Origin of the sequence: Bradyrhizobium cenepequi (assembly GCF_020329485.1) — a bacterium.
Taxonomy (GTDB): Bacteria; Pseudomonadota; Alphaproteobacteria; order Rhizobiales; family Xanthobacteraceae; genus Bradyrhizobium; species Bradyrhizobium cenepequi.
In genome coordinates this window covers 112,958-133,463 of sequence record NZ_JAGKJI010000010.1, presented here as the reverse complement: position 1 = coordinate 133,463, position 20,506 = coordinate 112,958, and the positions used below count along the sequence as shown (strand labels likewise).

Annotated in this window: 14 protein-coding genes and 1 pseudogene; 7 read left to right on the top strand and 8 right to left on the bottom strand. The window is 63.2% G+C overall.

Features of this window, described 5'->3' with window-relative positions:
- The 3 genes from glgX to treY are packed head-to-tail and all read left to right on the top strand — an operon-like array spanning position 1 to position 6,609.
- Positions 1–2,076, top strand: a complete 2,076-nt coding sequence (glgX, locus tag J6497_RS14360) for a glycogen debranching protein GlgX (protein WP_225704908.1) — start codon at positions 1–3, stop codon at positions 2,074–2,076.
- Positions 2,073–3,830 (top strand): malto-oligosyltrehalose trehalohydrolase, encoded by a 1,758-nt coding sequence (gene treZ / locus J6497_RS14355; protein WP_225704907.1) that lies wholly within the window; start codon positions 2,073–2,075, stop codon positions 3,828–3,830. The genes glgX and treZ overlap by 4 nt, the downstream gene beginning before the upstream one ends.
- 4 nt (positions 3,831–3,834) lie before the next feature.
- On the top strand, positions 3,835–6,609 hold the full coding sequence (gene treY / locus J6497_RS14350; protein ID WP_225704906.1) for a malto-oligosyltrehalose synthase: 2,775 nt from the start codon (positions 3,835–3,837) through the stop codon (positions 6,607–6,609).
- A 21-nt stretch (positions 6,610–6,630) separates the two neighbouring features.
- On the opposite strand, the gene J6497_RS14345 is transcribed toward treY, so the two are convergent.
- Positions 6,631–6,942, bottom strand: coding sequence for a polyhydroxyalkanoic acid system family protein (locus J6497_RS14345; RefSeq protein ID WP_225704905.1), 312 nt, complete (start codon positions 6,940–6,942; stop codon positions 6,631–6,633).
- Positions 6,943–7,101: 159 nt separating this feature from the next.
- Here J6497_RS14345 and J6497_RS14340 point away from each other — a divergent pair, with 159 nt between their 5' ends.
- Positions 7,102–7,266 (top strand): DUF3309 family protein, encoded by a 165-nt coding sequence (locus J6497_RS14340; protein WP_225704904.1) that lies wholly within the window; start codon positions 7,102–7,104, stop codon positions 7,264–7,266.
- A gap of 94 nt (positions 7,267–7,360) precedes the next feature.
- Here J6497_RS14340 and ligD read toward each other — a convergent pair whose 3' ends face one another.
- Positions 7,361–10,036: a DNA ligase D gene (gene ligD, locus J6497_RS14335; protein ID WP_225704952.1), complete on the bottom strand. Its 2,676-nt coding sequence runs from the start codon at positions 10,034–10,036 to the stop codon at positions 7,361–7,363.
- A gap of 109 nt (positions 10,037–10,145) precedes the next feature.
- Here ligD and ku point away from each other — a divergent pair, with 109 nt between their 5' ends.
- Positions 10,146–11,030 carry a non-homologous end joining protein Ku gene (gene ku, locus J6497_RS14330; protein WP_225704903.1) on the top strand — a complete coding sequence of 295 codons (885 nt, stop codon included), beginning with the start codon at positions 10,146–10,148 and terminating at the stop codon, positions 11,028–11,030.
- Between the two features lie 221 nt (positions 11,031–11,251).
- Here the strand turns inward: ku and J6497_RS14325 are convergent, their stop codons facing one another.
- From J6497_RS14325 to J6497_RS14315, 3 genes and pseudogenes are all read right to left on the bottom strand, one after another.
- Positions 11,252–11,500, bottom strand: coding sequence for a DUF6496 domain-containing protein (locus J6497_RS14325; protein ID WP_225704902.1), 249 nt, complete (start codon positions 11,498–11,500; stop codon positions 11,252–11,254).
- A 68-nt stretch (positions 11,501–11,568) separates the two neighbouring features.
- Positions 11,569–12,258, bottom strand: coding sequence for a response regulator (locus J6497_RS14320; RefSeq protein WP_225704901.1), 690 nt, complete (start codon positions 12,256–12,258; stop codon positions 11,569–11,571).
- A pseudogene (locus J6497_RS14315) lies at positions 12,255–13,772 on the bottom strand (DUF4118 domain-containing protein); the annotation flags it as partial. The gene J6497_RS14320 and the pseudogene J6497_RS14315, both read right to left, overlap by 4 nt.
- Positions 13,773–13,848: 76 nt before the next feature.
- On the opposite strand from J6497_RS14315, the gene J6497_RS14310 reads away from it, so the two are divergent.
- Both J6497_RS14310 and J6497_RS14305 read left to right on the top strand, forming a co-directional pair.
- Positions 13,849–14,538: a PepSY domain-containing protein gene (locus J6497_RS14310; protein ID WP_225704900.1), complete on the top strand. Its 690-nt coding sequence runs from the start codon at positions 13,849–13,851 to the stop codon at positions 14,536–14,538.
- Positions 14,535–14,834 carry a DUF3325 domain-containing protein gene (locus J6497_RS14305; protein WP_225704899.1) on the top strand — a complete coding sequence of 100 codons (300 nt, stop codon included), beginning with the start codon at positions 14,535–14,537 and terminating at the stop codon, positions 14,832–14,834. The genes J6497_RS14310 and J6497_RS14305 overlap by 4 nt, the downstream gene beginning before the upstream one ends.
- Here J6497_RS14305 and J6497_RS14300 read toward each other — a convergent pair.
- The 3 genes from J6497_RS14300 to J6497_RS14290 form a co-directional block, all read right to left on the bottom strand.
- The gene (locus J6497_RS14300; RefSeq protein WP_225704898.1) at positions 14,829–15,887 is read right to left on the bottom strand and encodes a magnesium and cobalt transport protein CorA; all 1,059 of its coding nucleotides are present in this window, start codon (positions 15,885–15,887) and stop codon (positions 14,829–14,831) included. The genes J6497_RS14305 and J6497_RS14300 overlap by 6 nt on opposite strands.
- A 69-nt stretch (positions 15,888–15,956) precedes the next feature.
- Entirely contained in the window at positions 15,957–18,722 is a 2,766-nt protein-coding gene (fdhF, locus tag J6497_RS14295) for a formate dehydrogenase subunit alpha (RefSeq protein WP_225704897.1), read from the bottom strand.
- On the bottom strand, positions 18,719–20,425 hold the full coding sequence (locus J6497_RS14290; RefSeq protein ID WP_225704896.1) for an NADH-ubiquinone oxidoreductase-F iron-sulfur binding region domain-containing protein: 1,707 nt from the start codon (positions 20,423–20,425) through the stop codon (positions 18,719–18,721). Before J6497_RS14290 ends, fdhF begins: the two co-directional genes overlap by 4 nt.
- Between the last annotated feature and the right edge of the window lie 81 nt (positions 20,426–20,506).

Here is a 20,506-nt window from a genome sequence, read left to right as displayed (position 1 = left end):
ATGCGACTGACTGGGGGAACGTCGTCCCGGCTGGGCGCCAGCTGGGACGGAAGGGGCACCAATTTTGCGTTGTTCTCTGCGAATGCGGAGAAAGTCGAGCTGTGCCTGTTCGACAGCCAGGGTCGGCGCGAGCTCGAACGCATCGAACTGCCGGAGCGGACCGAGGACGTCTGGCACGGCTATCTCAACGATGTCTCGCCGGGTCAGCTCTACGGCTATCGCGTCTACGGCCCCTACGCGCCGGAGCGCGGCCACAGGTTCAATGCCAACAAGCTCCTGCTCGATCCCTACGCCAAGCGGCTGGCCGGGCGACTGGTGTGGAGCGATGCGCATTTCGCCTACCGCACCGGCAGCGCGCGCGAGGACCTTTCCTTTGACCGACGCGACAACGCCCGCGGCATGCCAAAGGCGGTCGTGGTCGACGAGACCTTCAACTGGGGCCGCCGCGAAATCCGTCCCCACATCCCCTGGGAAGACACGATCATCTACGAGGCCCATGTCAAGGGACTGACGCAGAAGCGCGAGGACGTCGCGCCGAACCTGCGCGGCACCTATGGCGGACTGTCCTCGCCGGCGATGATCAACCATCTCAAGCGGCTCGGCGTCACCACGATCGAGCTGTTGCCGATCCACGGACTGATCGATGACCGCATCCTGGTCGAGAAGAAGCTCGCCAATTACTGGGGCTACAACACCTTCGCCTTCTTCGCGCCGGAGCCACGCTACGCTCAGGACAATGCGCTCGATTCCTTCCGCACCACGGTGGCGCGATTGCACGATGCCGGCATCGAGGTGATGCTCGACGTCGTCTACAACCACACGGCCGAGGGCAACCATATGGGCCCGACGCTGTCGTTCCGCGGCATCGACAACGCCTCGTATTACTGGCTGAGGCCGGACAATCCGCGTTACTACGACGACTTCACCGGCTGCGGCAATTCGGTCAGGCTCACCCATCCGCGCGTGCTGCAGATGGTGATGGACTCGCTGCGCTACTGGGTCGAGGTCTGTCACGTCGACGGCTTCCGCTTCGATCTCGCGACCACGCTCGCGCGCGGACCGAACGGCTATGACCGCAGTGCGTGTTTCCTCACCGCGATCAGGCAGGACCCGGTGCTCGCCACCGTCAAGCTCGTCGCCGAACCCTGGGACCTCGGCCTCGGCGGCTACCAGGTCGGCGCGTTTCCCTCGCAATGGTCGGAATGGAACGACCGCTATCGCAGCGCGATGCGGCGCTATTGGAGCGGCGAAGGCAGCCTGATCGGCGACGTCTCGAGCCGCATGACGGCATCATCGGATCTGTTTAATCACGACAACCGCGCGACGCGCGCCAGTGTCAATCACATCACCGTGCATGACGGTTTCACGCTGATGGACCTCTTCAGCTACAACCAGAAGCACAACGAGGCCAATGGCGAGGACAATCGCGACGGCTCCAACGACAACCACAGCAACAATTGCGGCGTCGAGGGCCCGACCGATGATCCCGATATCATCGCGCTGCGCCGCCAGCTCCGCAAGAACCAGCTCGCCTGCCTCTTGCTGGCGCAGGGCACGCCGCTGTTGCTCGCCGGGGACGAGGTCGGCAACTCGCAGAACGGCAACAACAATGCCTACTGCCAGGACAATGAGGTCGGCTGGGTCAATTGGGACAATTTCGGTGACGAAATCGAGGACTTCACCGACTTCGTCGGCCATTTGACCGGGCTGCGCCGCAAGTTCGCCCAGCTTCGCTCGCAGCGCTGGCTGGCCGGCCGCCGCGCGGACGGCTCCTATGGCGTGTTGTGGCTGACGCCGGGCGGGGAAGAGATGAAAGAGTCCGACTGGAATTTCCCTGAGGGGCGTTTTCTCTCTTACGTGCTCGGACCGATGGAACCAGGGCAGGCGCCGATCTTTATTGTGCTGAATGCTGCACCGGAAGAGATCGCGTTCAAGATGCCTGTGATGACCGAGTACAGGAATTGGCGCCAAGTGCTCAACACCACCGAGACCAAGCAGATGCCTGTTGATTTCGCGTCCGGCGCCGAGACCAAGGCGCCTCCCCGCTCGGTGCTCGCCTTTGCGGGCTCGGCATGAATGAGCGGCATTTCGGCCCCCTACTGACGAAGGACGGCGCGGTGTTCCGCCTGTGGGCGCCGGCGGCCAAGCGCGTCGACGTGTTGCTCGACAAGCCGCATGCGCTGAACCGCGGCGACAATGGCTGGTTCACGGCCGAAATTCCCGGCGTCGCCGCCGGCGCGCGCTACAAATTCCGCATCGATGACGAGATCGACGTGCCCGATCCCGCCTCCGCGTTCCAGCCCGACGACGTCTTTGGCCCGAGCGAAGTGATCGACCACGACGCCTTCCCGTGGCGTGCCGCCGACTGGCGCGGCCGGCCGTGGCATGAGGCCGTTGTGCTCGAGGCGCATGTCGGCACCTTGACGGCCGAGGGCACCTATCGTGCGATCATCGACAAGCTCGACCATCTCCTCGAGTGCGGCATCACCGCGTTGGAACTGATGCCGCTTGCCGACTTCGCAGGGACCCGCAACTGGGGCTATGACGGCGTCTTGTGGTACGCGCCCGACAGCGCCTATGGCCGGCCGGAGGACTTGAAGGCGCTGATCGACGCTGCCCATCAGCGCGGGCTGATGATGATGTTAGATGTCGTCTACAACCATTTCGGCCCCGAAGGGAATTATCTCGGCCGCTACGCGCCGAACTTTTTCACCGATGCACATACCCCCTGGGGTAGCGCGATCGACTATCGCGTCAAAGAGGTGCGCGACTTCGCGATCGGGAACGCGGTGCATTGGTTGCGGGACTACCGCTTCGACGGCCTGCGGCTCGACGCCGTCAACACCATCGTGGAGGCCGGCGAGATCCCGATCCTGCATGATCTCAGCGTAGCCGTCGGCCAACTTGCGGCGGAGACCGGCCGGCACATCAATATGGTGCTCGAGAACAGCGACAATCGTGCGCGCCTGCTCGACGCCACCGAGGACCCGCCGCGCGGCAAGTATCGCGGGCAATGGAATGACGACTATCATCACGTCTGGCACGTGATGCTGACTGGCGAGGCACAGGGCTATTACGGCGATTATCAGCGTTCGCCGCGCGGCAACCTCGCCCGTGCCCTGGCATCCGGCTACGTCTACCAGGGCGAGGTCTCGACCTTCTGGGGCGGCATCCCCCGTGGCGAGCCGAGCGGCGCGCTGTCGCCGACCTGCTTCGTCAACTTCCTGCAGAACCACGACCAGATCGGCAATCGCCCGTTCGGCGATCGACTGGAAAGTCTCGCCGATCCAAAGGCGATCGAGGCTGCGCTCGCGATCACGCTGCTGGCACCGATGACGCCGATGCTGTTCATGGGCGAGGAATGGGGCTCGAAGGCGCCGTTTCCGTTCTTCTGCGATTTCCACGGCGATCTCGCCCATGCCGTGCGCAAGGGCCGGCGCGAGGAATATGCCTGGGCCTACGCCAAATATGGCGATGAGGTTCCCGATCCGCTGGAGCAATCGAGCTTTCAATCGGCCGTGCTCGATTGGACGGAGCGCGACCGCGAGCCGGGACGGACAAGGCTGGCGCTGGTGAGGAGCCTGCTTGCGATGCGCCGCCGCGAAATCATGCCGCGGCTCGCGGGCGCCAGTTTCGGCGACGCGCATGCGGAGGGCGACCTGCTGACCGCGCATTGGCGCATGGGCGACGGCAGACGATTATCGCTGACCGCCAATCTCGGCGACCGCGAGATCGCGGCTCCGAAAGATCGGCCTGCGGGAACTTTGATCTGGGGCAGTGCGTTGGGCGATAACATCCCCGCTTGGTCGGTGTGCTGGCACATCGGATAGAAGAATGCCCCCCGCGATTCCGATCGCGACCTATCGGTTGCAGCTCACCGCCGACTTCGATTTCGATGCTGCCGCCGAGGTCGTCCCCTATCTCAAGGCGCTCGGCATCACGCATCTCTATGCCTCGCCTTTCATGAAGGCGCGCAAGGGCTCGGCGCACGGCTATGACGTCGTCGATCACACGCAATTCAATCCAGAGCTCGGCGGCGAAGCCGGTTTCGAACGCTTGAGTGCGGTGCTGAGGCAGCACGATCTCGGGCTGATCCTGGACTTCGTGCCCAACCATGTCGGCGTGCATTTCGATGACAATCCCTGGTGGCTCGACGTGCTCGAATGGGGCCCTACCTCGCCACACGCGGCCTCCTTCGACATCGACTGGGAGCAATTGCCCTATCGCGGCCGCGGCGGCGTGCTGCTGCCGATCCTCGGCTCGTTCTATGGGCAGGCGCTGGAGCGCGGCGCGATCGAGCTGCGCTACGATGCGGGGGAAGGCAGCTTCTCCGCCTGGTATTTCGAGCATCGCCTGCCGATCGCGCCGGAGCGCTATGGCGAAGTGCTGCGAACGATCGTGCGCGAAGCGGATGCTGCCGAGAGCGATGCGGGCAAGGCCATCCTGGCGCTCGCGTCGCGCTACCGGGGGCTGCGGCATCCCAACCGGAGGGAAGCACCCGACTTCAAGGCGGAATTGAAGGCGATCGCCGGTGCCGCCGAGATCATCGCGCGTGGGCTATCCGCCTATCGCGCCGGCGAGGGCCGTCCGCAGCAAACGCTGGCGCTGCATCATCTGCTCGAACGCCAACACTACAAGCTCGGCCACTGGCGGCTCGCCTCCAGCGACATCAACTACCGCCGTTTCTTCGACATCAACAATCTCGCCGGCATCCGCGTCGAGGATGCGGGCACCTTCGAGGCGATCCACCTGCTCGTGAAGCGGTTGATCGCGGAAGGCAAGCTGCAGGGACTGCGGCTCGACCATATCGACGGCTTGTTCGATCCCGCGCAATATTGCCAGCGGCTGCGCCGCCTGATCCGCCATGCGCAAGGCGGTGGCCGGCCGTTCTATTTGGTGATCGAAAAGATCCTCGGCGAGCACGAGAGGCTGCCTGCGCTTGCCGGCGTTCACGGCACCACCGGCTATGAATGGATGAATGCGATCACGCAAGCGCTGGCCGATGGCAACGGCCTGGAACCGCTCGACGAGATCTGGCGGCAGATCAGCAACCAGTCGCCAAGGCTGGCGCCGGTGCTGCGAGAGGCGAAGCGCCGCGTGCTCGAGACGCTCTTGACCAGCGAATTCACGGTGCTGTGGCGGCTGCTCGCGCGGATCGCGAACGGCCACTACTCGACCCGCGATTTTGCCGCCGACAGCCTGCGGCAGGCGCTCGAGCTCTATGTGTTGCACTTCCCGGTCTACCGCACCTATCTCACCGCCTCCGGCCCGACGCCGCACGATCGGGCGCTGATCGCGGAGACGGTCGCGCGGGCGCGCACCGACTGGTTCGCCGCCGACGAAGGCATTTTCGATTTTCTTAAGGACGCGCTGACTATGGACCTGATCAAGCCTGGCCGGGCCACCCACAGCGCGCCGCGCGTCCGCCGCTTTGCGCAGAAGGTGCAGCAATTCACCGGGCCGATGATGGCAAAGTCGCTGGAGGACACGACCTTCTACCGCTATCACCGCCTGCTAGCGCTGAACGAGGTCGGCGGCGATCCGGCCGCAAAAGGGCTGTCGATCGATGCATTTCACGAGATGATGCAAAGGCGCGCCAACGAATGGCCGCACGGCATGACCGCGACCGCAACCCACGACACCAAGCGCGGCGAGGACGCCCGTGCCCGCATCCTGGCGCTCGCGGAAATTCCCGGCGAATGGACGAGTGCGGTATCGCGCTGGAAAGTCCTCAACGCGCCGCACCTTGTGGTCGAGGGCGAATTTCGCGCGCCGTCGGCGACCTCCGAGTACATGCTCTACCAGGCGCTGCTTGGCGCATGGCAGCCCGATGATCCCGACTTCCTTGAGCGCATGCAGGCCTATGCCCTGAAAGCGTCTCGCGAAGGCAAGCAGGAGACGAGCTGGCTCAATCCGCACCAGGCCTATGAGGCCGGGCTCAAGACGTTCATCGAGCGCATTCTGGACCGCTCGCGTTCGGCCGACTTCCTGAACGCGCTCGAAACCCTGGCACGAAGGCTATCGCTATTGGGCGCGCTGAACTCGCTGAGCCAGCTCACGCTGAAGGCGATGCTTCCCGGCGTGCCGGACTTCTACCAAGGCACCGAGTTCTGGGATTTCTCTCTCGTCGATCCCGACAATCGCCGTCCGATCGACTTTGCCGCGCGCGCATCTGCACTTGCTGCACTGGAAAAGCCGGACTGGACGCAGCTTGTGCGGGAATGGGCCGAGGGTCGCTTGAAGCTCGCCTGGACACGGCACCTGCTGCGACTTCGCACCGAACTCCCGGACGTGTTCACGCAGGGCAACTACCTGCCGCTGGAGGCGAGCGGGCCGCACAGCGATCACGTCATCGCCTTTGCGCGACAATGGGAGCGCGATGCCGTCATCGTCGTCGTTGCAAAGTCCTTTGCACCTTTCACCGAAGTCGGCCGCGTCTGGCCGAACGCGGACGCTTTCGACGGAGCGGTCACCATCAAGGGCTATGTCACCGACGCCGGCGAGAACGAGCTTCGGCTCTCCACGCTCTTTCGGCATCTGCCCGTTGCAGTCCTGAAGGCGAAAGTCGCCGCCGCTGCGAGGCCAGCGCGAAAGCGTGTCCGCGCCTAGACTGAAGCCTGATGCGTCGCTTCAATTGCGTTTCGTCAGCAGCAGACGGCCGCGATTTCGGATCGCGGTTTGCGCAACTTCGGCAAAGCGTTGCAGCAGCCAGGGCAACGTCACTTCCACCTTCACATGATCCTCGTCGACATCGACATGGCCGGTCGCGGCCTGTCCGAGTGCGCGCACGCGAAAGATCATGCGATTGTCCTCCCAGCGCTCCTCGTCGACCTTGAGCACCGGCACGCTGTTCGCGGCGCGGGAGAGTCCCGTCTTCAGGCGACGCATGGCTTCATCGCGGCCAAGACTATGTGGAATCGAAACGACCAATGGAGCGGACATTGCAAAATTCCTCCTCTGACCAACTGCGTTTGGTGCCACGTCGGCCAAACGGAGGGCCGATACGCGCGGCGCAAAAGCCGGAACCTTGATGATGTCGGTTCGTTTCCTCAAACGAAGAGCAGAACGCAACGAGGCCCTCCGGGCTGAGGAGAGATTTATATGTCAATTGGAACGATCATTATCATCATTCTGATCATTCTCCTGCTGGGCGGCTTCAGCGGCATCGGCGGCGGACCATTCTATGGCACCGGCTACTACGGCGGCGGCGGGCTTGGACTCGTGATCGTCATCCTGCTGGTCCTGCTGTTGCTCGGAAGGATCTGAGGAACGGATCGCAAATCCGTAGGGTGGGCAAAGCGCAGCTTGCCCACCATCCACACTCCGCAAGCAATGGTGGGCACGCCGCGCTTTGCCCACCCTACTTCTTCGTCGCCAACTTCTTCATCGCCGCCTTGATCGACGAAGCCGCATCGTCATAGCCATCCCACGCCTTGCTCCTGGCGAGGAGCGACGGCACGGTGCGCACCGTGTACTTCTTCGGATCGAGGTCGCCGCGCACTTGCGCCCAGGTCAGCGGCATCGAGACGGTGGCGCCTTCGCGGGCGCGCGGCGACAGGGCCGCTACCGCAGTCGACATCCGGTCGTTACGCAGATAGTCGAGGAAGATCTTCCCCTTGCGCAGTTTCTTCGACATGTTGAGCAGATATTGCTCGGGATCGTCATCGGCCATCCACTGGCAGATCGCTTGCGCGAAGGCTTTTGCCTCTTTCCAGCTCACGCGGTCCTTTACGCCATACAGCAACGGCGCCACGACATGCAGGCCTTTGCCGCCGGTGGTCTTGCAAAAGCTCTCGATGCCCACCGCCGCAAGACGCTGGCGCATGTCCTTGGCGGCCTCGATCACATCCGAAAATTCGACATTCGGCGCGGGATCGAGGTCGAACACCAACCGTCCCGGCGTATCGTAGATATCAGGCGCGCAATTCCAGGGATGCAGTTCGAGTCCGCCGATCTGTGCGACGGCTGCCAATCCCTCGACGCGATCGATCTGCACATAAGGCTTGCGGTCGCCGGAGACCTTTGCGAGCTCCAGCAGGTTCGACATGCCCTGCATCGCATGGCGCTGGAAGAATTTCTCGCCATGGATGCCGTCTGGTGCGCGCACGATCGAGCACGGTCTGCCCTTGAGATGGACGATCATCCATTCGCCGACCGCCTCGAAATAGCGCGCGAGATCGAGCTTGGTCACACCCTCACCGTCAAAGGCGTCGGGCCACATCTCCTTGTCGGGCTTCGAGATCACGACGCCCATGACAACAGAGGATTTGTCCGCGGCCGATTTCGCAGCTCTCGCAGCAGCCCTGCCCGGCTTCGGCTCGGCGATCTCGGTCTCGGCCGGCTCCTCGGCTTCCACCTCCTTGGCCGGCTTGTCCTGCCGCAGTCCCTTGAACGCGGCCTGCCGGATATTGCCGCCCTCGGTCCAGCCGGCGAATTCGATTTCGGCGACAAGGTCAGGCTTCAGCCAATGCATATCGCGCGTCTTGCGTGGCGCATTCTCGCCGCCGAACGGGCTCTTGTCGGACTCGTGCGCCTTCAGCACCGGCAACAGCCGGCGGACCTTGTCCTGGCCAAAGCCGGTGCCGACAATCCCGACAAAGGCGAGATGGTCGCCGCGATGGATGCCGGCCATCAGCGAGCGGAATTTTCCGCTGGTGGTCTTCCAGCCGCCCAGCACGACCTCGTGACCAGCGCGGCATTTCGCCTTGGTCCACAGTTCGGAACGGCCGGAACGATAGGGCGCATCCAGCTTCTTGGAGACGATGCCCTCCAGCTCCAGTTTGCAGGCCGATTGCAGTACCGCATCCCCGCTGCTCTCGAAATGCTCGACATATTGGATCTGCTGCTTCCTGCCTTTGCGCGCTTCCAGAAGCCGCTTTAGTCGCGCCTTGCGTTCGGCAAGCGGCAGCGCGCGCAGATCCTCATGATCGGCGAACAACAGGTCGAAGGCATAGAAGATCAGAGCATCGGTCTTGCAGTCCGAGATCGCCGCTTGTAGGGTCGAGAAATCCGGTGTGCCGTTCTGATCCAGCGCGACAATCTCGCCGTCGATCATCACATCCGGCAGCTTGCCGCCCTCTTTCGCAATGGCGCTGAACTTGTCGGTCCAGTCGAGGCCCTTGCGGGTCTTGAGCGTGACCTCGCCGTCTTCGACGCGCAATTGCACGCGGTAGCCATCGAACTTGATCTCGTGGCACCAGCCTGCGCCGCCGGGCGGACGGTCGACTGACGTGCAGAGCTCCGGCGCGACGAAGTCCGGCATCACCTCGACCTGCTTCGCCTCAATCTTTTTTTCCTTGGCTTTGGCCGCAGTGCGCGATTTGGATGCCAGCGTTTTTGGCGACGGCGCTTTCGTCCGCGGACGCGCCTCGCTTGTCTCCTCCCGGTTGGATTGCCAGACCGCATCGGCCTTCGCTTTGGCACGGCCGGTCTTCGCCAACATGAACGGCTTCGGCGCCCGGCCCTTGCCGGCCGCGATCTGCTGCATCGTGCGGCCGGAGGCGACGGAGCGGTCTTCATCGAGGATGCTTTCCCCGTCCTCCTTGGCGTATTCGTCACGGTGCTTGATCAGGAGCCAATTGGTACGCTTGCCGCCGAAGCGATCGCCGCGCATCCGCACCAGCACCCAGCTTCCATGCAGCTTGTCGCCATCCAGGGTGAACTTCAGATCGCCCTTTTTCAGCCCGCCTTCTGGATCGTCGGATTCCCAGTAGCCGCGATCCCACAGCATCACGGTGCCGCCGCCATACTGCCCCTCGGGAATGGTGCCTTCGAAATCGCCGTAATCGAGCGGATGGTCCTCGACCTCCACCGCGAGGCGCTTGTCGTGCGGATCGAGCGAGGGCCCTTTCGTCACCGCCCATGACTTGAAGACCCCGTCCATTTCGAGCCGGAGGTCGTAATGCAGCCGCGTGGCATCATGCTTCTGGATTACGAACCGCGGCTGTTTGGCGGGCGCGACCTTGGCCTTGCCGGAGGGCTCGTCGGTCTTGGAGAAGTCGCGCTTCTTGCGGTAGGTGGACAGGTTTCTCTGCAACACGGGTGCACTCACGCAAATGCCGGCCGCCTGGCGCGGCAGCTATACCAGGAACCAAAACCCCTCGCATCGGTTGAAGTTCCCATATCCGAAATATCGGGAGCATGTAATGGCCCCTCGCGCCTATTGGAAAGGCACCTTGAAGCTCTCGCTGGTGGCGTGCCCAGTGGTGCTGTATCCGGCCTCGACCGCGGTTGCGAAAACCCGCTTCCACATGATCAACAAGGACACCGGCAACCGATTGAAGCAGCAGATGGTAGATGCCGAGACCGGCGACATCGTCGAAAGCAACCAGAAGGCGCGCGGCTACGAGGTCCGGAAAGGGAAATATGTCGAGATCGAACCGGAGGAGCTCGAGTCCGTCCAGATCGAGAGCAACCATACGATCGATATCGAAAGCTTCGTACCCAGGGACGAGATCGACAGGCGCTATCTCAACCACCCCTACTACATCGCGCCCGATGGCAAGGCCGGCATTGACGCTTTCGCCGTGATCCGCGACGCGATGAAGGATCAGGACCGCGTGGCGCTGGCCCGGATCGTGCTGACCAATCGCGAGCACGTCATGGCAATCGAGCCGCTCGGCAAGGGCCTGCTCGGCACCACCTTGCGTTACCCCTACGAGCTGCGCGACGAGACCGATTATTTCGACGACATCAAGACGCCAAAGATCACCAAGGATATGGTCGAGCTCGCGGGCCACATCCTCGATAGCAAGGCGGCCCATTTCGATCCCTCGACATTCAAGGACGAATATGAGGACGCGTTGAAGGCGCTGGTGCGGCGCAAGGCTGCCGGCAAGAAAATCGAGGTCCCGGAGCCCGAGGAGCGGCCCAGCAACGTCATCAACCTGATGGATGCACTGAAGCAGAGCCTGAAGGGCCGCTCAGCGGCCAAGAAACGCGGCCATTCCACCGCCCGCCGCCGATCATCCCACCGCCGCGCGCCGCGGAAAGCACATCGCTCGACCGCACGCGCACGCAAGGCGGGGTAAGAGTTGATACAGCGATGACGGAGCTTCTCCCCCTCTCCGCTCTGTCGCGGAGAGAGGGTTGGGGTGAGGGGCATTCTCCGCAAGTACGGTGAGAGATGAATCCGCGGAGGCTCCACTCACCCGAAATTCAAGCTGCGCTTGAATTTCGACCTCTCCCCGTGGGCGGCGCGAGGTGAGGTCGAGGCCACCTTGCCATTCATTGGAATGACGGCGACGTGAGCCTACCGCTTGGCCTTGCGCTTCTTGCTGCTCTTCCGCTTCTTCGTTGTCTTCTTGGAAGTCTTCTTCTTGGAGGTCTTCTTCGGCACTTTCCTGCCTTTGGCGCGTGCTTCCGAAAGCCCGATCGCGATCGCCTGTTTGCGGCTCTTGACCTTGCGGCCCGACCGGCCGCTCTTCAACGTGCCGGTCTTGCGCTTTTTCATCGCGCGCTTGACGTCGCCAGATGCTTTCCTGGAATATTTTCGTGCCATTGGCATTCCTCCCGGTTGAGGGAGATTAATTTCCTCACCCCGAGAAAGTTCCGCCTCTGCAACCAGCTTCAGTCCGCTGCGCGCAAGCGGTAGCCGATGCCAGTTTCCGTCAGCACGAATTGCGGACGCTCCGGATCGGCTTCGATCTTCTGGCGAAGCTGACGGACATAGACGCGAAGATATTGCGCATCGGTGTGTTCGTCCCACAATTCCTTCAACAGGAAGCGATGGGTCAAGACCTTGCCCGCGTGCTGCGCGAGCACACGCAGCAAGTCATATTCCTTCGGTGACAATTTCACTTCGCGATCACCTACCTTGACGATGCGGCGGACAAGATCGACCCACAGATCGCCGGTGCGGAAGACCGGCCGTTCGCCCTGCACCTGCAACTGATGACGCAGCGCCGCACGCAGCCGCGCTAGTAATTCATCCATCCCGAACGGCTTTGTCAAATAATCGTCGGCGCCAAGATCAAGCGCTTGCACCTTGCCAGCTTCGTCGCCACGGCTCGATAGCACCACGATCGGCACGCTTTCGTTGCGCGCGCGGATCATGCGAAGGAGGTCGTGGCCCTGGATATCCGGCAGGCCGAGATCGAGGATGATCAGCGCCGGCCCCTGAGTCAGCATCTCCAGTCCCGCTTTGCCGTTCGAGGCCTCGATGATCTCGTAGCCCTGCGTGCTCAGGCCCATCCGCAACAATTTGCGGATCGGCGGCTCGTCGTCGATGACCAGGACCTTGATCGGTATCGCGTTCATGCAGCAGTATCCAGCGCAGCAGTCGCCGCCGGGATCGGCAGGCGGATTGTCAACACGGCGCCGCTCCGGTCGGTGCGGTTGGCGGCCGAGATCGTGCCGTGCATGGCTTCGACGAAACCGCGGGAGATCGCAAGACCGAGGCCAGTGCCTGGGCGGACATGATCGCCCTTCTGCACGCGATAGAACTTGTCGAAGATGCTTTCGAGTTCAGTCGGTGGAATGCCGCTGCCTTCGTCCATGACCTGCAGCACGATCGCATCCCGATCCTGCCAGCCGCGTATCCAGATCGTTGTGTCGGGAGGCGCATATTTCGCGGCGTTGTCGAACAGGTTGAACAGCACCTGCTCGAACAGCACCGCGTCGAGCTCCAGCATCGGCAGATCGGCGGCGAGATCGAGCGAGACCTTGTGGCGAACCAGGATCTTGCCGGCGCGGCGCAGCGCACTGCCTATGATTTCGCCGACGTCATGCCGCGCCGTGTTCGGCACGATAGCGCCCGATTCGAGCTTGGTCATGTCGAGCAGGTTGGCGATGAACCGGTTCAGCCGCTCGGACTCGTCGATCACCGTCGCGATCAGGTCGTGCTTTTGCGCGTCCGTGAGGTTGCCGGCGAGATCGCGCAAGGTCGAGGCAGCGCCAAGCACGGAGGCCAGCGGGGTCTTCAGGTCGTGCGAGATTGAGGTCAACAGCGCTGAGCGCAGGCGTTCGGATTCGACGGTACGCTTGACCTTGTCCATGTCCTCGACCAGCAGCACGCGCTCGATCGCGAGCGCACCCTGGTCGACCAGCGCGTCCAGCAGGCGCCGCTGGTCCGGCGTCGGCAGCGGGCCGGTCTTGTCGTTGTCGATGCCGATAGCGCCGATCAGCCCGCGGCCGGTCCGCATCGGCAGGAAAAGGCGCTTGGCGCCGGGCAGCGTGTCCGAGCCGCGGCCGGCCGGACGATCGTTGGACCAGGCCCAGTTCGCGGCTGCAAGATCGGCGTCATCGAGTTGATCTTCCGGCGGATAGCCGGCCTTGACCTCGAGCAGGCCCGCTTCCGGCAGCAGCAGCACCACGCGCACTTTCAGCATCAGCGCGATTTGGTAGGCGGTCGCCCACAGCACGTCGTCGAGCGTCGCGGTGCCGGCGAGCTTGCGGCTGAAGGCATAGAGCTGCTCGGTCATGCGCACACGGCTGATCGCGGTGTCGGCCTGGACACGCACGCGCGCGGCAACGTTGGAGACCAGAAGCGCGATCAGCATGAAGAAGAAGAATGCCGCGATATTGGTCGGATCGGCGATGGTGAAGGTATAGAACGGCGGCAGGAAGAAGAAATTGTAGCACAGCGAGGCCGCCACACTCGTGAGCAGCGACGGCCACAGCCCGTAGCGCACGGCCACGACGACGACGGCGGTAAGGAACACCAGATCGACGTTCTCGACGCCGAAGTGCGGATGAACCAGTTCGGCCGCCCCGAGCCCGAGGGCTGCGATCAGGAGCGACTTCACGTAAGGCAATGGATCGAACGGCTCGGTTCATCCCGGAGATGCGGCAGCGGGTGTGGCTGTGACGCGAGGAGAAGCCGGCCGCGTTTCCATGAGCCCGCAGTATATGGAGTTCGAAGGTACCACCGGCAAACTGCTGGCGGTCCGCGAGCATGTGGGGGCTGCGGCCGAAACCCGAGGCGTACTTTATGCACTCCACTTGGGACGCTTCAGCGACTCCGTCACGCGATGGCTGTACTTCCTCGTAAGCTTCATGGGTACGGCCATGGTGGGGACAGGCCTGGTTATGTGGACCGTAAAGCGGCGACAAAATCTGCCTGACCCGGATCGCCCCCATTTTGGTTTCCGTGTTGTGGAGCGATTGAACATCGCGAGCATTGCCGGCCTATCGATCGCAATGACTGCATTTTTGTGGGCCAACCGCCTGCTGCCACACCCGTTGGAGGGCCGCTCTGACTGGGAGATTCACTCGTTCTTCATCGTGTGGGCCCTGACGCTGCTGCATGCGCTGGTGCGTCCGGCCAAGTCGGCCTGGGTCGAGCAACTATGGGGCGCATCAGCGCTGCTGTTTCTGTTGCCAGTCCTCAATGCACTGACGACGCAACGTCCGCTGTGGCACAGCTTGTCCGAAGGCGACTGGGTCTTTGCCGGTGTGGATATCATGTGCTGGGCGCTCGCTGTGCTCCATGCCGTCCTGGCGGTACGCACGGCTCGGCAGAAGACCAGATCCCGGTTCAGGCGCAAGACAAGCTGCGAGGCTCCGACCGCCGTTGCGTCTAGCGAGGCAGCTGGATGAGTCATCTCCTTTCCTTTGCGCTATGCCTGGCAGGGTTCACTGCGCTGGCGTTTGCCACGAATCGCCAGCAGCGCGACATCTTCGGCAGGCCCCTGCGGCTAACCACGACATATGTTCATCGCATTGCCGGCGCATGCGCTCTGCTTTTTGCGCTCGGCATTCTCGTCGCTCGGCAGGGCTGGAGCCTCGGCCTCGTGATGTTCAGCGGTCACGCCAGTATAGCTGCCGGTATCGTGTTTTGTGCGCTTATCGGATGTGCGAGAGTGTCTGCCCGCAAATCACTACACCGGTCATAGCCAGCCGGACTGACGAAATCGGGCATAAAGAAGCGCGCAGGCGCCGAAGATGCCGGCGAGAACGACGTAGTAGCCGTAAGCCCATTTCAGCTCCGGCATGTTCTCGAAGTTCATGCCGTAGATGCCCGCAACGGCGGTCGGCACGGCCAATATCGCGGCCCACGCCGCCAGACGCCGAGTAATCTCCGTCTGCTGCGATTGGCCCGCCATCATGCTTGCTTCGAAAGCGAATGCGAGAATCTCGCGAAGCGAATCGATGTCCTCCTGCGCTCTCTTCGCGTGATCAAGGACATCGCGGAAGAGCGGCTTCATCGCGTCATCGAGAGCGATCACGTCCATATGCTCCAGCCTGCGGCAGACATCGACCACCGGCCCTACCGCGCGTCGCAGCTGCAGGAGATCACGGCGGAGCTTGTACAGCCGATCGAACTCGAACTTCACGCGCGATCTGCGAAGCACGGCCTCCTCCAGCGCTTCGACTTCAGCCTGAAGCGCCTCGATCACGGGCGAGTAGTTGTCGACGATAAAGTCGAGGATCGCATAAAGAATGTAGTCTTCGCCCTGCGCCAGCGAGGTGATACAGGTCTCGCAGCGCTCGCGCACGGCAGCATAAGAGGTCGATGCTCCGTGCCGGACCGAGACCACGTAGCCCTTGCCGACGAATATGTGGGTTTCGCCAAAGACGATATGACCGTCGATCAGTTGCGCCGTTCTCGCGACGACGAAGAGCGCGCCGCCATATTGCTCGACCTTGGGCTGCTGGTGAGCCTTCGAGGCATCTTCGATCGCCAGGGAATGCAGGTCGAACTGGAGCTGAATTCGCTGCAACAGCTCAGCAGCCGGCTCGAGCAAACCGATCCAGACGACATGGCCGGGCCTCCTTGACCACCCGCCGGCTTCGTCAATGGCAATATCCGTGACGCGGCGTCCGTTCGCATAGACGCTGGAGGCGATGACTTCTGGCTCATCGACCCGAGGGGACGGATGCGCTCGCCGCCCGGACGCCCACTCGCGCGGGCTCTGAAATTCCGGATTCTTTTCGTTTGCCAGCATCGGATGCCCACCTGCGCGCCGACCAAATTAACGGCCGGCTGTCCGGTAGGTTCCCGTGCAGGCTCCCGCCTACTCCGCGGCCGAGCGGAATTCGGCCTTTTCCGCGCGCGCGGCGCAGAACTTGAATTCCGGAATCTTGCCGAACGGATCGAGCGCCGGATTGGTCAGGAGGTTCGCCGCCGCCTCCGCATAACAGAACGGCATGAACACCATGTTCTCCGGCACGTCGCGGTCGGAGCGCACCTTGACCTCAACCGCGCCGCGGCGGGTCTGAAGCCGGATGAAGTCGCCGGGCCAGAGCTGCATCCGCCGCATGTCCTTGGGCGACATGAAGGCGACCGCCTCCGGCTCGATCTGGTCGAGCACGGCGGCACGGCGGGTCATCGAGCCCGTGTGCCAGTGCTCGAGCACGCGGCCGGTCGAGAGCACCATCGGATATTCGTCGTCGGGCACTTCATCCGGCGGAATGACATGCGCCGGCACGATCTTGCCGCGGCCGCTTTCGGTCGGGAAGCCCGTGGTGAAGATGATCTCGTTGCCGGGCTTGTTGGGATCGTCGACCGGATAGGTCACCGCACCCTCGCGCACCAGACGTTCCCAGGTGATGTTCTTCAAGGACGGCATCAGCTCCGCCATCTCGGCGAACACATCAGCCGGACCGCTGTAATTCCACGGCAGGCCCATGCGCCTGGCGATTTCCTGGATGATCCAGAGATCCTGCCGCGCATCGCCCGGCGGCTTGATCACCTCGCGCGCGAGCTGCACGCGGCGATCGGTGTTGGTGAAGGTGCCGGACTTCTCCGCGAAGGCCGAAGCCGGCAGGATCACGTCGGCATGGAATGCGGTCTCGGTGACGAAGAGGTCCTGCACCACGAGATGATCAAGCATGGCAAGCGCCTCGCGCGCATGCTGCAGATCGGGATCGGACATCGCGGGATTTTCCCCCTCGATATACATGCCGCGGATTTCGCCGGCATGGATCGCGTTCATGATCTCGACGACCGTCAGGCCGCGGACCGGGTCGAGGCTCTTCTGCCAGAGCTCCTCGAACTTGCCGCGCAGATCGACGCGGCCGACCGGCTGATAGTCCGGCAGGAACATCGGGATCAGGCCGGCATCCGACGCGCCCTGCACGTTGTTCTGACCGCGCAGCGGATGCAGGCCGGTGCCAGGACGGCCGACCTGGCCGGTGATCAGCGCGAGCGCGATCAGGCAGCGCGCATTGTCGGTGCCATGGACGTGCTGGCTGATGCCCATGCCCCAGAAGATGATCGATGATTTCGCGCGCGCATAGAGCCGCGCCACTTCGCGCAAGGTCTCGGCCGGGATGCCGCAGATCGGCTCCATCTTCTCCGGCGTGAAATCGACAATCTTGGCCTTCAGCTCGTCGAAGCCCTCGGTATAGCCCGCGATGTATTGATCGTCGGTCAGGCCTTCGGTGATGATCGTGTTGATCATCGCGTTCAGCATCGCGACGTCGCTTCCCGGCTTGAAGGCGAGATGCTTATAGGCGTAGCGCGACAGCGACTGCAGCCGCGGGTCCAATACGATCAGCTTGGCGCCGCGCTTGGCCGCGTTCTTGATATAGGTCGCGGCCACCGGATGGTTCACGGTCGGGTTGGCTCCGATCACGATGATGACCTCGGCATCCATCGCCGCCGAGAACGGCGCCGACACCGCGCCGGAGTTCAACCCCTCCGTCAGCGCCGCCACCGACGAGGCGTGGCACAGCCGCGTGCAGTGGTCGACATTGTTGGAGCCGAAGCCGGTGCGCACCAGTTTCTGGAACAGATAGGCTTCCTCGTTCGATCCTTTTGCCGATCCGAATCCGGCGAGCGCCTTCACGCCCTTCTCGTCGCGGATCTTGACGAGACCCTTCGCGGCGATGTCGAGCGCCTCTTCCCAGCTCGCTTCGCGGAAATGCGTGAACGGATTGGCCGGATCGACCTGGTCGTTGGCGTCCTTCTTCGCGTTCGGCAATCGTACCAGCGGCTTGGTCAGCCGATGCGGATGGTGGATATAATCGAAGCCGAAGCGGCCCTTGACGCAGAGCCGGTTGTGATTGGCAGGGCCGTCGCGCCCTTCCGCATAGATCACCTTCTCGTCCTTGACCTGATAGGTGACCTGGCAGCCGACGCCGCAGAACGGGCACAGCGAATCCACCTTGCGATCAGGATAGGTGACGCGGGTCTGCTTCTCGTCGAGCATCACCGCCGGCATCAACGCGCCGGTCGGGCAGGCCTGCACGCATTCGCCGCAGGCGACGCAGGTCGACTCGCCCATCGGATCGTCGAAGTCGAACACGATCTTGGCATCGGCATTGCGGTAGGCCATGCCGATGACGTCGTTGACCTGAACCTCGCGGCAGGCGCGCACGCACAGCCCGCACTGGATGCAGGCGTCGAGATTGACGCGCATCGCCGGATGGCTGGGGTCGGCGTCCCAGCGCTCCGCCGCCGGGAAACGGCTCTCGGTGACGCCGGTCTTCTCGGCCCAGTGCCAGAATTTCGAATCGGGATCGTGCGAGGTCTTGCGCGCCGGCTGGTCAGCGACCAGGAGCTCCATCACCATCTTCTGCGCGGCGACGGCGCGGCTGCTCGCCGTCTTCACCTTCATGCCGACGGAAGGCGTGCGCTTGCAGGAGGCGGCGAGCACGCGCTCGCCTTCGATCTCGACCATGCAGGCGCGGCAATTGCCGTCAGGCCGATAGTCCGGTGCCGGCGAATAGCACAGATGCGGAATCTCCTGGCCTTGGCGCTTTGCCACCTGCCAGATGGTCTCGCCCGCCTTGGCCTCGACCTGTTTGCCGTCGAGCTCGAACTGGATCGTCGTCATTCCGCAGCTTCCTTGAACTCGTCGGGGAAGTATTTAATCACGGAGGTCAGGGGATTCGAGGCGGCCTGGCCGAGGCCGCAGATCGACGCATCGCGCATCGCCTGGCTCAGTTCCTCGAGCAACGCCCGGTTCCACACCGGCCGTTCCATCAACAGCGCCGCCTTCTGCGTGCCGACGCGGCATGGCGTGCACTGCCCACAGCTTTCATCCTCAAAGAAGCGCATCAGATTGAGCGCCGCCGCCTTCACGCTGTCCGCTTGCGACAAGATCACGATCGCGGCCGAGCCGATGAAGCAGCCGTATTTCTCCAGCGTGCCGAAATCGAGCGGGATATTGTCCATGCTCGCCGGCAGGATGCCACCGGAGGCGCCGCCTGGAAGGTAGGCATGGAGGGTGTGGCCGTCGGCCATGCCGCCGCAATATTCATCGACCAGTTCGCGCACGGTGATGCCTGATGGCGCCAGCTTCACGCCGGGATTCTTCACGCGGCCCGAGACCGAGTAGCTGCGCAGGCCGTGACGATCGTTACGGCCGTGGCTCTTCCACCAGTCGGCGCCCTTCTCGATGATGTCGCGCACCCACCACAGAGTCTCGACATTGTTGATCAGCGTCGGCAGGCCGAACAGCCCGACCTGGAACGGATAAGGCGGCTTGTGCCGCGGCAGTCCGCGCTTGCCCTCGATACTCTCGAGCAGCGAGGATTCTTCGCCGCAGATGTAGGCGCCGGCGCCGCGGCGCAGGTGCAGGCGCGGTCCGCTGGGTGGAAGCTTTTCGATCTCACGCGCAAGGATCTCGCGGACCGCCGGATATTCGTCGCGGATATAGATGTAGACGTCGGCGGCTTCGACCACGTCAGCGCCGATCAGCGTCCCCTCGAGGAAGCGATGCGGATCCGCCTCGAGATAATAGCGATCCTTGATCGTGCCGGGCTCGCCCTCATCGCCATTGATAGCCATCAGCCGCGGCCCCGGCTCGCCCAGCACCGCGCGCCATTTGCGCCCTGTGGGGAAACCTGCGCCGCCGAGCCCGCGCAGCGAGGCATCGTCGAGCGCCTTCAGGATCTCGTCCTTTGACAGTTCGCCCGCACGGAGCCGGTTCAGCAACCGATAGCCGCCACCGGCGACATAGTCGTCATACGCGACATAATCAGGCAGATGCGCATGCGTGTCCCCTGCTTTCGCCGTCGCCAACACGCTTTCGACCGTCGCATGATCGACGAAGTTGTGGCCGACTTCCGCGACCGGCGCGGTGTCGCAGCGGCCGACGCAGGGCGCGCGCACCACGCGGATGCCGGGGCCGGCGCCGTCCTGCAATTCCTGCAGCAGCCGTTCGCCGCCGAGCATCGCGCAGGTCAGCGAATCGCAGACGCGGATCGTGAGCGGCGCGATATCCGGCTGGCCTTCCTTCACCACGTCGAAATGCGCGTAGAAAGTCGCGGTCTCGAACACTTCGGCGAACGACAATCTCATCTCGTCCGCGAGCGCTGCGAGATGCGCAGCCGAGATCTGGTGGTACTTGTCCTGGATCAGGTGCAGGAATTCGATCAGGAGATCGCGCCGGCGCGGCTGGTCGCCAAGCAACTGTTCGACTTCATGCGCCGCAACAGGATCGATCTGGCGTCCCTTCGGCGTCGCCTTGGCCTTGCGGCGTCCGGCGCCAGGATGCTCAAACGCGCGAACCTCACGCACCTCATGCGTCGTCATTGCAACATCCCGTTCTCGTCACTCATTAGATCAACTCTAGCTTCTGGCATGCCAGATGCCAAGATAAAATTATCGCGTCTA

Coding starts and splice junctions, on each gene's coding strand:
- J6497_RS14340 (WP_225704904.1), top strand. CDS start 7,102: ATGTCAATTGGAACGATCATTATCATCATTCTGATCATTCTCCTGCTG.
- J6497_RS14310 (WP_225704900.1), top strand. CDS start 13,849: ATGGAGTTCGAAGGTACCACCGGCAAACTGCTGGCGGTCCGCGAGCAT.
- J6497_RS14290 (WP_225704896.1), bottom strand. CDS start 20,425: ATGACGACGCATGAGGTGCGTGAGGTTCGCGCGTTTGAGCATCCTGGC.
- glgX (WP_225704908.1), top strand. CDS start 1: ATGCGACTGACTGGGGGAACGTCGTCCCGGCTGGGCGCCAGCTGGGAC.
- treZ (WP_225704907.1), top strand. CDS start 2,073: ATGAATGAGCGGCATTTCGGCCCCCTACTGACGAAGGACGGCGCGGTG.
- J6497_RS14300 (WP_225704898.1), bottom strand. CDS start 15,887: ATGCTGGCAAACGAAAAGAATCCGGAATTTCAGAGCCCGCGCGAGTGG.
- treY (WP_225704906.1), top strand. CDS start 3,835: ATGCCCCCCGCGATTCCGATCGCGACCTATCGGTTGCAGCTCACCGCC.
- J6497_RS14305 (WP_225704899.1), top strand. CDS start 14,535: ATGAGTCATCTCCTTTCCTTTGCGCTATGCCTGGCAGGGTTCACTGCG.
- J6497_RS14345 (WP_225704905.1), bottom strand. CDS start 6,942: ATGTCCGCTCCATTGGTCGTTTCGATTCCACATAGTCTTGGCCGCGAT.
- J6497_RS14325 (WP_225704902.1), bottom strand. CDS start 11,500: ATGGCACGAAAATATTCCAGGAAAGCATCTGGCGACGTCAAGCGCGCG.
- ku (WP_225704903.1), top strand. CDS start 10,146: ATGGCCCCTCGCGCCTATTGGAAAGGCACCTTGAAGCTCTCGCTGGTG.
- fdhF (WP_225704897.1), bottom strand. CDS start 18,722: ATGACGACGATCCAGTTCGAGCTCGACGGCAAACAGGTCGAGGCCAAG.
- J6497_RS14320 (WP_225704901.1), bottom strand. CDS start 12,258: ATGAACGCGATACCGATCAAGGTCCTGGTCATCGACGACGAGCCGCCG.